Consider the following 12614-nt stretch of genomic DNA (forward strand, 5'->3'; position numbering starts at 1 on the left):
AAAAGTAGGCCGGTCCCCCAGCAGCACGTAACCGTTGTCACGAAAGCTATCCGGCCATGACTGTGGTCGGATCGGCAAGGAAAGGCACAGCAGCCCCGTGAACCTTGTCGCGATGGTGCTGTTCGCCGCCGCTTTGTCGTGGCGGATCTACCAGGTGCAGCGCGCGCCGACGGTGCCGAACTGGGCCGTCACCGCGTGCGTGGCCGGCTTCGCGGCGGCGTTCCTGCTGCAGCAGGAAGTGATCTCCGACGAGATCGACGCGGTCATCGGCCTCGGCGCGGCCCGCGTGGCCAACAACGCCCTGCTGGCCTGCGCGGTCTGCGCGCTGGTCATCTTCTTCCTCGGCTCGACGCTGGGCCCGGTCCGCCGGTACGGCCGGGTCGCGGTCGAGCTGATCCCGCTCGGCGCGGCGATCGCGCTGATGGTTGTCGCGATGGACCTGACCCCGCCGGAGCTGCGCGGGCTCCCGCTGGGCCCCTCGACGATCCACGACAGCGGTGTCGCGCTCTTCTACCTCGGCGCCGGGCTGTACCTCATCTACGGCCTCATCGCCTGCACCGCCTGGATCCTGCGGTACCAGCGGGTCGCCGACCGGAACCTGCGGATCGGCCTGCGGATGGGCGCGGTCGGCCTGGCCAGCGCGGCGATCGGCAGCATCTTCCGCGCGGCCTACATCGTGGTGGCGTGGGCGTTCGGCCCGGTCGTCAAGGTCCTGCTGCTGCTCGGCGTGCCGTTCGTGATCCTCGGCGGGATGCTCTTCCTGCTGGGCGTCACCTATCCCGGCGTGCGGGCGCGGGTCTCGGCGCTGCGCCGTCGCCGTCAGCACCGGCGGGAACACCAGGCGCTGGCTCCCTTGTGGACGGTCCTGGTCCAGGCGTTCCCCAGCATCGTGCTGCGGACGCCGCCGCGCCGCCGCACCGAACGGCTTTCGCCGCGCAGCATCCACCGCATCCACTACCGGCGGGTGATCGAGATCCGGGACGGCCTGGTGCAGCTGTCGCCGTACCTGGACGCGGACTTCGGCCAGGTCGTCGCCACCGATCCCCGCGCCGCGGCGGGCGCGTTGAAGACCGCGCTGGCGCGGCACGCGGCGGGCGAGGAGAGCGACGGCCAGGCCAAGCAGGTCCTGCCCGCGCCGGCCGACGACATCGAATCGGACGTGCGGCCACTGCTGGCCCTGTCGGCCGCGATGGAGTCCTGACGTGGACACCGTGATCACCGCCGGCCGAGTGCTGACCCGGCCGTCGACGCCGGTGCCGGGCGGCGCGGTGCTGGTGCGCGACGGCGTCATCGTCGCCGCGGGTCCGCGGGCGGACGTCGTCGCGCAGGCCGCACCCGGCGCCGAACGCCGCGACTTCCCCACCGGGACCGCGCTGGCCGGGCTGTTCAACGCCCACGTGCACCTGGCTTTCGACGCTTCCCGGGAGATGCTGGCGCACTTTTCTTCGGAGGACTCTCCGGTCGAAGGGGCCCGCTCGCGGCTGACGTCGATGCTGCGCAGCGGCGTGACGACCGTGCGGGACCTCGGCGACCGCGGCCACCTCGGCGCGGCGGTCCGGCGGTCGTTCGCGGGTGCGGTGGCGCCGCGGCTGCTGGTCTCCGGCCCGCCGATCACGGTGCCGGACGGGCACTGCCACTTCTTCGGCGGCGCGGTCGCTTCCGACGCCGGGATCCGCGCCCTGGTCGACGAGAACGCGGCGGCGGGCGCGGACGTCATCAAGGTGATGGCCAGCGGTGGCCAGATCACCGAGGGCGGCGCGGACATGTGGGAGTCGCAGTTCGACGCCCGGCAGCTGGCGTTGATCGTCTCGCACGCGGCTTCGCACGGGCTGCCGGTCGCCGCGCACGCCCACGGCGCGGACGCCATCGAAGCCGCGGTCGAGGCCGGGGTGTCGACGATCGAGCACTGCACCTTCCTGACCGGGCCCCGCGCCGTCGACCGCCGGCCGGCCGTCGCGGAGCAGATGGCCGCCAAGGGCATTTCGGCGTGTTCGACCAGCAGCCGCAACTGGCGGATGATCGTCGAGAAGGTCGGTGACGAGGCCGCCCAGACGATGTACGGCCGGCTGCCGTGGCTGGAGGAGCACGGCGTCCGGCTGCTGTCCGGCACCGACGCGGGGCTGCCGGGCTCGGTGTTCGACGACCCGGTGGGCGCGCTGGAGCTCTACGAATGGCTCGGGTTCCCCCGGCGCCGGATCCTCGAGATCGCCACCTGCGACTCGGCGGCCGGGCTGGGCTTGGCGGACGTGACCGGCCGGCTCGAGCCCGGGCTCGCGGCGGACGTCCTCGTCGTCGAAGGTGATCCGCTGGCTTCGCTCGCCGCGCTTCGCAATCCCCTGCTGGTGCTCGCTCAGGGCCGCGAAGCCTAGTTTCCCGATCGGGGAATGCCTGGTTTGGTGACACCGTTTTAAAACAGTGTTACGGTAGTCGCGCCCACCTCGGAGAAGGAGTTCCCCCGATGCACGGACCCACCCAGCTGTTCACGGTGATCGCCCTGGTCTCGCTGCCCACCGTCATGTACGGCGGCTACGCGCTCATGGGTGTCATGCGCGAGAAGAAGCTCACCGAACACCAGCGCGCGATGTTCCGCGCCGGCCACGCGCACGCCGGCGTCCTGCTGATCCTCGCGCTGGTCGTGCTGCAGATCCTGAGCCGCACGACGTTGTCCGACGCAACGCTGTGGGTCACCTGCTTCCTGCTGCTCTTCGGGATCCTCGCCCAGTCCGGCGGCTTCTTCCTGCACCTGCTGCCGAACCGGGGCAAGCTCGGCGGGCGCGTCACCAGCGTCGGCGCGGTGCTGCTCGCCGCCGCCGTGCTGCTCACCGCCTACGGAGTCCTCTGAACCGGTCGTTAAGCTGGGTGACGTGCCTGAATACCTGCCGACCGCGCCCTACAAGGGGACCCGGGACTTCCTGCCCGCCGAAATGTCCGTGCGTACCCAGGTGTTCGGTCATCTCTACGACGTCCTGGAGCGCCGCGGCTTCCTCCGCTACGACGGCCCGATCCTCGAGTCCGCCGAGATCTACGAGCGGAAGTCGGGGCAGGAGCTGGCCGACAAGCAGCTCTACACCCTCACCGACAAGGGCGGGCGGCGGCTCGCGCTGCGGCCTGAGATGACGCCGTCGGTGGCGCGGATGATCGCCGGGAGCGCGAAGTCGCTGTCGTTCCCGGTGCGCTGGTACAGCCACCCGAACTGCCACCGCTACGAGGCGCCGCAGCGCGGTCGCGTGCGGGAGCACTGGCAGATCAACGCGGACATCTTCGGCTCGGACTCGGCCAACTGCGAGATCGAGATCTTCGAGCTGGTGCACGACATGATGGCCGCGCTGGGCGCGTCGCCGGACATGTTCGTGCTGCGCGTCAACGACCGGAACCTGCTGACGTCGGCGCTCACCGACGTCGCCGGCGTGTCGGCGGACCACCTGACCCAGGTGTTCGCGCTGGTCGACCGCTGGGAGAAGTACCCGCGCGAGAAGCTGGCCGAGAGCGCTGCCGAGATCGGGCTGTCGGACAAGGGGTTCGAGAAGCTGGCCGAGACGCTCGGCGCGGGCGAGGCCCTGCTCGACGAGCTGCCGGCCGAGGTGCGCGAGCAGTCGAACCTGGTTCGCGTGCTTCGGAGCAGCGCCGGCTCGCTCGTGAAGTACGAGCCGATGATCGTGCGCGGGCTGGCGTACTACACGTCGACCGTGTTCGAGGTCTTCGACACCTCGCCGGAGAACCGCCGGGCACTGTTCGGCGGCGGCCGCTACAGCGACCTCGCGTCGATGTTCACGCCGCAGCAGATCCCGGGCATCGGGTTCGGCATGGGCGACGTCACGCTGATCGACTTCCTCGACACGCACGGCCTGACCCCGGCCCCGCGCAGCGAGGTCGACGTCATGGTGATCCCGGTGACCGAGGACCTCGCGGACGCGGCCCGCTCGGTGGCGACGTCGTTGCGCGCCGCCGGGCTCCGGACGTCGACGCCGATCGAGCACCGCAAGCTGGGCAAGGAGCTCGGCCGCGCGGACAAGGCGGGCGCGGTCGCGGTCGTGATCGTCGGCCAGGAGGACTGGGCCGCCGGGAACGTCACCGTCCGCAGCCTCGCGACGCGGGAGCAGAACCCGGTCGCGATCGCCGACGCGCCGGCCGCGGTCCGGGCGCTGCTGGGCTGAAACCCGCTCGACGCGCCTGGCACGCTGAGAGGGTGCTGGACCTCGATCTCCTCAACGCCGGTGACGTGCGCCGGTGGGCCGGCTTCGACCTCGAACTGCGACGGTCGTACTGGCCCGCCGGCACCCGCTGCACCCCGCGGGAGGCGCTGGTCGTCGCCGCCTGCTCGGCCGACGGCTACCTGCGTGAGGCCGCCGTTCACCGGCTCGCGACGAGTCCGGACCCCGAAGCGCTGCCGCTGCTGCTGATCCGCTGCGTCGACTGGGTCCGGCCGGTGCGGGAAGCGGCGCGCCGCGCGGTGGTGTCCAAACTGGACGGTTCGTCGCTGCGCGCGGTGCTGCCGCTGCTCGGCGTCCTGCGGCGGCGTCAGGTCGACGACTGGATGACCACCCTCTTCCGCGACCGGCTCCCGGATCTGCTCGACACCGCCTTTGCGGTCGACGACCGGGAAACCCGGCGCTGGGCCCACCGCGAGGCGCTCGGTCTCCTTTCGCGAGAGCGGCTGCTGGACATCGCCTTGCGCGACAACGACTTCGTGGTCCGCACGCTGTGCGGGGACGCGTTGCTCGACCGCGGCGAGTGCGTCGAAGAGCTGCTCGCGGCCGGGGCGCCGAAGGTCCGGATGCGGGCGCTGACGCTGGCCGGCCGGGCCGACGAGCACCTGGCCGACCGGGTGTCGGCGGTCCGGTCGATGGCGCAGTTCCTGGTGCGGCAGGCGGGCGACGACCCGGCCGCGCACTACCGCGCGATGCCGGTTTCGTTCGGCATGCTGGCCGGGCTCGGCGAAACCGGCACCGCGGCCGACGCCGACCTGCTGGAGCGGCACCTGGCCGACGACCGGCCCCGGATCCGCCGGACGGCCGTCCGCGGCCTGCGCCGGGTGGCGCCGGAGTCGACGGCGGTCGAGCCGCTGCTGCGCGACCCGTCCCCCGCGGTGACCCGCCAGGTGGTGGAGTTCCTACGCGGCAGGTTCGTCGAGGTCGCCACGCTGCGGGAGCTGCTCGCCCCGGCGAACCCGATCCACACGCGCCGAGCCGCCGCGGCACTGCTGCGCGACCGCGACACATGGCTACGCCTGCACACGAACCTCACCCTGCTACCCGACAAGGACCTGGGCCCCAACGCCGAACAAGACCTGCACACCTGGGTGCACCACTCGGCCGCGACCTACACGGCACCGTCCCCCGAGCTGGCAACCGAAATCGAAGCGCGGCTCCCCCTCGCACCGCCGGAGGTGGCTCGCCAGATCCGGTTCGCCCTTCCCCAAACCCGAAACTCGCGTGATTGAGGACGTGACTGGCGTGATTGGAGCCGGAACTCGCGAGTTCCGGCTCCAATCACACGAGATCCGGCTTCGATCACGTGAGTCTCGGTTTCGATCACGTGGGTTCGGCGCGGAGGAGGCGCAGGGTGAATGTTGCGCCGTCGCCCGGGTGACCTGCTGCCGCGATTGTGCCGCCGTGGCCGTTCACCACCTCGCGGACCAGGGCCAGGCCCAGGCCGAAGCGGCGACCGTCGCCGTCGGAGCCGCGGGCGAAACGCTCGAAAATCCGTTCCGCGTCCGCCGCCGGGAAGCCGACGCCCGTGTCGCGGACGCGCAGCTCCACGTGCCGCTCGTCCGGCACGCCCAGCCACACCTCGATCGAGCCGCCCGGCGGGGTGTGGCCCAACGCGTTGTCCAGCAACGCCGAGAGCACGCGGCGCAACGCCGTCGGCACGCCCTGGACGACGTACGGCCGCCGCTCGCGGGTCACCGCGAGCCGGACCCGGCCCTCCCCCGCGCGGACCGCTTCCGCCGCGACCGCCTCCTCCGCCAGCACGCCCAGCTCGACCAGCTCCAGCGAAGGGCGGTCGCAGGCAGCCGACATCAGCAGGTCTTCGACGACTTCGCCGAGCTCCCGGGTGCCGCGGACCAGCTGCTCCAGATCGGCCGCGTCGCGGCCGGACGAGCGCCGGGCCAGCAGCTGCGCCCGCGTGTGCAACCGGGTCAGCGGGGCACGCAGCTCGTGGGACGCGTCGGCGACGAACGTCCGCTGCCGCCGCAGCGCGTCCTCCAGCGGCCGGATCGCCCGGCACGCCAGCACCCGGCCGCACAGGACGGCCGCGAGCAGCGCGAGCACCTCGGCTAGCACGAGCCCGAACACCAGCGACGAGCGGTCCTGGATCTGGTAGACCTCCTCGAAGTACGCCTGCGACACGACGCCGCCGCGGTTCTCGACGCGGATCGTGTACGTCATGCCGCCGATCGAACGCCGTTCCGTGTGGACGTCGCCGGGCGAGGGCACCGTCGCGTTCAGGCCCGCGATCGGCATCCCGGCGCGCACGGGGCCGCCCGGCGCGCGCAGCACCGGCGTGAACAGCCAGACGCACCCGGGCGGGGTGCTGGCCGGCCCGAGCTCGATCGTCCTGGCCAGCGTGCGGTCGGCGTCGGCGTGCTGGCCGGACAGCAGCATGCCGTAGGCGATCCCGCCCGCGACGCCCACCAGCAGCGAGACGACGACGGCGATCTGCGCGGTGATCGCCCACCGCGCCTTCCGCAGGGCCCGCTGTTCGGCGTCGGTTCTCATACGGCGCCGATCTGGTACCCCAGGCCGTGCACGGTCCGCACGACGTCCCGGCCGAGCTTGCGCCGCAGGTAGTAGACGTAGGTGTCCACAATGGACTCCCCGGTCGAGTCGGCGAACACGTTCGTGCGCAACGCCGCCCGCGGGTGGATCGCCTTGGGCCGTTGCGCCAGCGTCCGCAGCAGCTCGAACTCCCGCCCGGACAGCGTGATCCGCTCCCCGCGCGGCAGCACGACCTCGTGCCGCGCGAGGTCGAGCGCCGCGGCCCCGAGCGGGAGGCACTCCGCGCCGTCGAGGTCGCGGCGCACGAGCGCGCGCAGCCGGGCCAGCAGCTCCTCGGCCTCGAACGGCTTGACGAGGTAGTCGTCGGCGCCGGCGTCGAGCCCGCCGACGCGGTCGGCGAGCTCGCCCAGCGCCGAAAGCACCAGCACGCGCGTGGTCACCGCCCGCGCCCGGAGCCGGGCGAGCAGTTCGAGGCCGTCCAGCACCGGGAGGCGGCGGTCGATGATCATCACGTCGTAGTGCCCGGTGAGCCCGAGGTGCAGACCCCGCTGCCCGTCGTGCGCCGCGTCGGTTTCGTAGCCTTCGTCCGCGAGCAGCTCGCCGAGCATGCCCGCCAGTTCCCGGTCGTCCTCGACCAGGAGCACCCGCGATTTCGTCGCCCCATCGTACACAAACCCATACTGGCAGTGATTTTCCGAAATTGAACGGTCAACTTTTCCCGGTGACCGGGACCGGTTCGGCCGTCAGGAGCACCTCGGTACTCCCGCGGCGGGCGTCCCGCCGGTCGAGCCAGCCGAGCACCGGCGCGGTCATGATCGTCGTGACCAGCGCGACGAGCACGAGCACGGTGAACAACGCCGGCGACACGATGCCCGCGGCGAGCCCGACGTTGAGCGCGATCAGCTGCATCAGCCCACGGGCGTTGACGAGCACACCGACGCGCGTCGCGATCGCCGGCGGCTCCCCCGCCAGCCGCGCCGCACCCCAGGACGCGCCCAGCTTGCCGATGATCGCGACCACCACGGTGAGCAGCGCGAACGCGAGCAGGTTCGGGTCGGCGAGCAGCGCGAACCGGGTGTTCAGGCCGGAATAGGTGAAGAACAGCGGAACGAACACGATCGACCCGATCGGCATGATCTTCGCGAGCACGGCGTCGGCGGCAGCACCGCGGGGGAACGCCACGCCGACGGTGAACGCGCCGAACACCGCGTACAGCCCGATCGTGTCGGTGAACCAGGCGGCCGCGAACAACGTCAGCGCGGTGATGAGCACGCGCTGGTCGACGCTCACCCGGTCACTGCCCATGACGCGGGTCAGCAGCCGCCGCCCGACGATGAACACCAGCAACGCGAACAGCAGCCCGCCGCCGAGGGCGAGCGCGATCGGCCCCAGCGACCCGGCGTGCATGCCCAGCACGACGGCCAGCAGCAGCCACGCGAGGACGTCGTCGAGCGCGCCGCAGGCCAGCGCCAGCGAGCCGAACTTCGTCGCCCCGATCCCGCGCTCGGTGATGATCCGGACCATCATCGGGAACGCCGTGATCGCCACCGCCACCCCGACGAACGCGGCCGAGGTCACCAGCGAGACGCCCTCCTTGCCGATGCCGACCCACGACGTGCCGAGCACCGCGACCCCGACGCCGAGCGCCAGGGGCACCAGTGTCCCGGCCGACGAGATCGCCGCGACCGACTTCCGCGACTGCCGGATGCTGTTCAGGTTGAACTCGTAGCCCGCCCCGAACATGTAGATGACCAGGCCGATCTGACCACCGACGTAGAGCAGCGAGCGGACCTCGCCGGGGAACAGCGCGGCCTGGACGTCCGGCAGCAGCAGCCCGAACAGCGACGGCCCGAGCAGCACCCCGGCGACCATCTCCCCGACCACCGGTGGCTGGCCGAGCTTGACCGCGACCATGCAGACCACCCGGACCACCAGGAGGATCACCACCACGGCGAGGAAGAACAGCGGTGCCGCTTCCGACGGGCTCATGACTTTCCTCCGGCGAAGTAGGTCGAGCACAGGGCTTTCTTGCGGGCGTCGAGCACCATGTACGTGCCGAAGACGAGCTGGGCGAGGCTGCGCCAGACGTCTTCCCAGCGGTCACGCACGGCCAGCCAGAGCAGCGGCAAGCGCTTTCGCCGGGCTCCGCGCGGGGTCAACAGCGCCGGGCCGCGGTTGGGGATCGAGCGGGTGTGCCCGGCCGTCGAGGCGAGGCTGAACCGGCGCAGCACCTCACGCGTGACGATCCGCATGGTCAGCGGCGCGAGGCCGCGGGCCGGGCAGGCGCGGTTCTGGGTGACGCCGAACGGGAGGAACTCTTCTTTCGGGGCCTGCGCGGCGAAGCCGGGGTAGCTGAAGCACAGCACCGTCCCGGCCGGGATGGTCAGGTCCGCCAGCTCGATGTCCGCCGTCGAGATGCGGTGCGCGATGCCGAACAGCGGGAAGGTGCGCAGGCCGTCGAGGATCACCCGGTCCAGGTCGGCGTCGTCGTCCGGGTGCGCGGCCAGCCGCCGCTGGGTGTCCTCGTCCCGCGCGAGGATCATCAGCAGGTGCGCCATCGCCTCGGACATCTGCACGACGGCGGTGTTGAAGAACGTCCCCTGCAGGTAGTGGACCTGCTCCTCCGGTGTCAGTGACTCCGGCAGCGGGTGCGGGACGTCGGCGAGCCGGCGCCGCAGGTACTTCGTCAGCCGGGCGCGGCGGCGCATGTTGCGCGGCCGCACGCACTTCAGCGCCGAGACGACGTCGTCGGCGTGCGCGACGATGAGGTCCCGCGCCTCGGGCGGGCACGGCTCTTCGAAGACCAGCTCGTAGTACAGCTCGGCCCAGACCGGCATCATCTCGTCGCGCAGCCGGACGAGCCCGGGCCCGAGCCCGTCGAGCACGCGCGCGGCCACGCGCCGGGCCAGCTCCTCGGAGTCCTTTTTGGACTTGACCAGGATGTGCCGGGTGCACTTGGCGACCTCGTCGTAGCGCGGCCCGGGCTCGAGGTGCTCCTGGTGCACCTCGGGGCCGGGGGCGAGCCAGTACCAGAACAGGTCGGACAGCGCGGCGCCACGGCTGCGGCCGTTCGCGGCCGGGTCGGCGTAGACGCGCCGGAAGTCCTCGACGCCGACCTGCTCGCCCGGGATGGTCACCGTGTCCTGGCCGTTGACCAGCGAGAAGATCTTCATCCGCAGCGCGACGACCCGGCTGGGCAGCCAGGCCGGCGCGGTCGCCACGGCGGCCGCGGCCAGTGCCTTGCCGATCATCGCCGCACCTGGTCCGGTGTGAGGTCGGCCGGGTGCCGGCCGCCGCACATCGCCAGCGCCTGGTCGAAGTCTTCGCGCAGCAGCTCCAGCACCCGCGAGACGCCCTCGCGGCCACCCGCGGCCAGGCCCCACACGACCGGGCGGCCGACGCCGACCGCGTCCGCGCCCAGCGCCAGGGCCTTGACGACGTCGGTGCCGCGGCGGATCCCACCGTCCAGCAAAACGGGAATCGCGCCGCCCACCGCCGCGGCGATCTCCGGGAGGACATCGATCGTGGCCGGCACGGTGTCGAGCTGGCGGCCACCGTGATTGGACACGACGATCCCGGCGACGCCGTGGTGCACCGCCAGCCGTGCGTCCTCGGCGTGCAGCACGCCCTTGATCAGCACCGGCAGCTTGGTCTTCGACCGCAGCCACGCGATGTGGTCCCAGTTCAGGGCGGCCGACATGACGATGTCGCGGACGTGGCTGGCGTTGCCGCCGCTGCGGTTCTCCAGCTCGAGGTTGCGGAGGTTTTCCACGACCAGCCCCGACGGCAGGTCGTGGAAGTCGTTGCGGTCGTCGCGCTCGCGCCGGCCGAGCACAGGCGAGTCCACGGTGACGACGAACGCCTTCACGCCGGCGTTTTCGGCACGCCGGACGATCGCCTCGGTGAACTCCAGGTCCGGCTGCAGGTAGAGCTGGAACCACAGGCCCGGGTCCGGCGTCACCTCGCGGGCCGCCGCGGCGATGTCCTCGACGGCCGTGGTCGAGGCCATGCTGACGATCATGATCGTGCCCGCCCGCGCCGCCGCGCGGGCCGTGGCCAGCTCGCCGTCGGCGTGCGCGAGCCGGTGGAACGCCGTGGGTGCGACGAGGATCGGCATCGACGACGACGTCCCGAGCAGCTCGACGCTCAGGTCGCGCTTGTCGCTGCCGCGCAGGACCCGCGGGAGCAGCCGCAGCTTCTTGAACGCGCTTTCGTTCTCCGCCACGGTGATCTCGTCCTGCGCGCCACCCGCGAAGTAGTCGTAGTGCACCGGGTCGAGGCGTTCCCGCGCGGCCGCCTCGAACTCCGCGACCGTGCGCATCACAGCTCCCGGGCGAAGAACGCGGTCAGCGGCTCGACGTGCACCTCTTGGTCGTCCCACTCGTTTTCGAGGTTCTCGGTGACGTGGTGGGTCGCGACGAGCTCGCCGCGGCGGTGGTGCCGGACGATCGGGTGCAGGTAGTGGCCCTCGCCGTGGTCGTTGGCCTTGTCCTGGGCGGCGCGCGCGACGAAGTCGAACGGGTCGATCTTGTCGTGGTCGGGGCCGTAGTCGAGGGTGATGACGTAGACGTCCTCCGGCGCGTCCCGCAGGACCCGGTCGACCGGCACCTCTTCGAGGTAGCGGGCGGTGTCACCGTCGATCTCGAGGACGTCTCCCAGGAAGCCGAACTGCTGGTACAGCGCGGAAGTCCGGTTGATCCGGGTGAGCACGGCCTCGGCCATGGCGTCCGGTTTGGCCGGCAGCTCGGTGCTCGGCCACGGCGTCTCGTGGTGGCGCTCGTTCAGGACCTTGGCCAGCGCGCGGACGCCGTAGCGGAAGCCGTGGATGAACGCGCTCGTGGCCTTCTTGAAGTCGCGGACCTGCGTGATCGTGCCGGCGAAGTAGAGGCCGGGCACGTTGACCGACTCCCAGTCCGGCGTCTGCGCGGGGAAGCGGTCGTCGATGACCAGCTCCGGGCGGCAGTCCTCGTCGAACAACGACGCGTCGAAACGGAAGCCGGTGCAGCCGATCACGCGGTCGTAGCGGATTTCCTTGATGACCTCGTCGGCGCGGGCGAAGGCGAACTTGACGTGGTAGCCGTCGGCGTCCTTGCGGACCTCGCGGACTTCGCCGTCGAGGATCGCGTGCTGGAGCTTCAGCTGGTACATGTCGAGGATGCCCGCGTTGTAGGCGCGTAGGTGCCCGACGAAGTGCGTGCGCCAGGCGAGCTTCACCGGCCGCGGGCCGCCGACGTGCACGACCGCGGCCTTCTCGATGAGGTTGTCGGCGGTCTCGAACGCCGAGTTCCCCTTGCCGAGCACCAGCACCCGTTGGTCGGTGAAGTCGTCCGGGTCGACGCTGACGTCCACGTACTGGTCGATCAGCTCGACGCCGGGGAACTGCGGGATGTACGGCTTCGTGACGCCACTGGCCATGATCAACCGGTGCGCTTTGAACTCCTCGTCACCGGCGGTGAGGATGAAGACAGCGCTTTCCGGGTCACGGCGGATGCGCGTCACCCGGGTGTCGTAGCGGACGTCGACCTTGTGCTTCGCCGCGTAGTCGGCGAGGTAGCGCAGGAAGTCCGGCGCGTCCGGGAAGAGGAGCTCGCTGTAGTCGGTGAAGACGAGTTCGTCGCCGGGGTCGGCGAGGATGGAGTTCCAGTCCATCCGCATCCGCAGCTCCGGGTCGGCGTACCCGGTGTGCTTCTTGTTGATGGAGATGAGGGTCCGGTGCCGGGGGAAGGTCTCGAAGAAGTGGCCGGGCGCGGAACCGGCCTCCAGCACCAGGTACCGGTGCCCGGCGTGGCCGAGGTGCTGCCCCAGCTGCAACCCGGCGGGACCGGCCCCGACGACCAGATAGTCCAGCACTTCCGCCACGACGACCTCCTGAAGCTCGGCACCGACCTTGATCGG

General features: G+C 71.4%; 11 protein-coding genes. 5 read left to right on the top strand and 6 right to left on the bottom strand.

What is annotated here, in order from left to right; all coding sequences use genetic code 11:
• Positions 1-112: 112 nt before the first annotated feature.
• From M8542_RS37755 to M8542_RS37775, 5 genes are all read left to right on the top strand, one after another.
• Positions 113-1201, top strand: coding sequence for an MAB_1171c family putative transporter (locus tag M8542_RS37755; protein ID WP_257925231.1), 1089 nt, complete (start codon positions 113-115; stop codon positions 1199-1201).
• A 1-nt stretch (position 1202) separates the two neighbouring features.
• Entirely contained in the window at positions 1203-2369 is a 1167-nt protein-coding gene (locus M8542_RS37760) for an amidohydrolase family protein (RefSeq protein WP_257925138.1), read from the top strand.
• 89 nt (positions 2370-2458) lie between these two features.
• On the top strand, positions 2459-2842 hold the full coding sequence (locus M8542_RS37765) for a hypothetical protein (protein ID WP_257925139.1): 384 nt from the start codon (positions 2459-2461) through the stop codon (positions 2840-2842).
• 22 nt (positions 2843-2864) lie between these two features.
• Positions 2865-4154, top strand: coding sequence for a histidine--tRNA ligase (hisS, locus tag M8542_RS37770; protein WP_257925140.1), 1290 nt, complete (start codon positions 2865-2867; stop codon positions 4152-4154).
• Positions 4155-4186: 32 nt separating this feature from the next.
• Positions 4187-5440, top strand: a complete 1254-nt coding sequence (locus tag M8542_RS37775) for an amino acid adenylation domain-containing protein (RefSeq protein WP_257925141.1) — start codon at positions 4187-4189, stop codon at positions 5438-5440.
• A 91-nt stretch (positions 5441-5531) separates the two neighbouring features.
• Here the strand turns inward: M8542_RS37775 and M8542_RS37780 are convergent, their stop codons facing one another.
• From M8542_RS37780 to M8542_RS37805, 6 genes are all read right to left on the bottom strand, one after another.
• Positions 5532-6719 (bottom strand): sensor histidine kinase, encoded by a 1188-nt coding sequence (locus tag M8542_RS37780; protein WP_257925142.1) that lies wholly within the window; start codon positions 6717-6719, stop codon positions 5532-5534.
• Positions 6716-7363 carry a response regulator transcription factor gene (locus tag M8542_RS37785; RefSeq protein WP_257925232.1) on the bottom strand — a complete coding sequence of 216 codons (648 nt, stop codon included), beginning with the start codon at positions 7361-7363 and terminating at the stop codon, positions 6716-6718. Before M8542_RS37785 ends, M8542_RS37780 begins: the two co-directional genes overlap by 4 nt.
• Positions 7364-7427: 64 nt before the next feature.
• The gene (locus tag M8542_RS37790) at positions 7428-8708 is read right to left on the bottom strand and encodes a cation:proton antiporter (RefSeq protein ID WP_257925143.1); all 1281 of its coding nucleotides are present in this window, start codon (positions 8706-8708) and stop codon (positions 7428-7430) included.
• Positions 8705-9970 (bottom strand): cytochrome P450 family protein, encoded by a 1266-nt coding sequence (locus M8542_RS37795; protein WP_257925144.1) that lies wholly within the window; start codon positions 9968-9970, stop codon positions 8705-8707. The genes M8542_RS37790 and M8542_RS37795 overlap by 4 nt, the downstream gene beginning before the upstream one ends.
• The gene (locus M8542_RS37800; protein WP_257925145.1) at positions 9967-11040 is read right to left on the bottom strand and encodes an alpha-hydroxy acid oxidase; all 1074 of its coding nucleotides are present in this window, start codon (positions 11038-11040) and stop codon (positions 9967-9969) included. The genes M8542_RS37795 and M8542_RS37800 overlap by 4 nt, the downstream gene beginning before the upstream one ends.
• Positions 11040-12578, bottom strand: coding sequence for an NAD(P)-binding domain-containing protein (locus M8542_RS37805; RefSeq protein ID WP_257925146.1), 1539 nt, complete (start codon positions 12576-12578; stop codon positions 11040-11042). Before M8542_RS37805 ends, M8542_RS37800 begins: the two co-directional genes overlap by 1 nt.
• Positions 12579-12614: the final 36 nt, after the last annotated feature.

It is taken from the genome of Amycolatopsis iheyensis (genome assembly GCF_024703995.1).
Lineage (GTDB): Bacteria > Actinomycetota > Actinomycetes > Mycobacteriales > Pseudonocardiaceae > Amycolatopsis > Amycolatopsis iheyensis.

Excerpts from the sequence above, each read along its gene's own strand:
- M8542_RS37790 (WP_257925143.1), bottom strand. The coding sequence starts at position 8,708 with ATGAGCCCGTCGGAAGCGGCACCGCTGTTCTTCCTCGCCGTGGTGGTG.
- M8542_RS37780 (WP_257925142.1), bottom strand. The coding sequence starts at position 6,719 with ATGAGAACCGACGCCGAACAGCGGGCCCTGCGGAAGGCGCGGTGGGCG.
- M8542_RS37765 (WP_257925139.1), top strand. The coding sequence starts at position 2,459 with ATGCACGGACCCACCCAGCTGTTCACGGTGATCGCCCTGGTCTCGCTG.
- M8542_RS37795 (WP_257925144.1), bottom strand. The coding sequence starts at position 9,970 with ATGATCGGCAAGGCACTGGCCGCGGCCGCCGTGGCGACCGCGCCGGCC.
- M8542_RS37755 (WP_257925231.1), top strand. The coding sequence starts at position 113 with ATGGTGCTGTTCGCCGCCGCTTTGTCGTGGCGGATCTACCAGGTGCAG.
- M8542_RS37800 (WP_257925145.1), bottom strand. The coding sequence starts at position 11,040 with ATGCGCACGGTCGCGGAGTTCGAGGCGGCCGCGCGGGAACGCCTCGAC.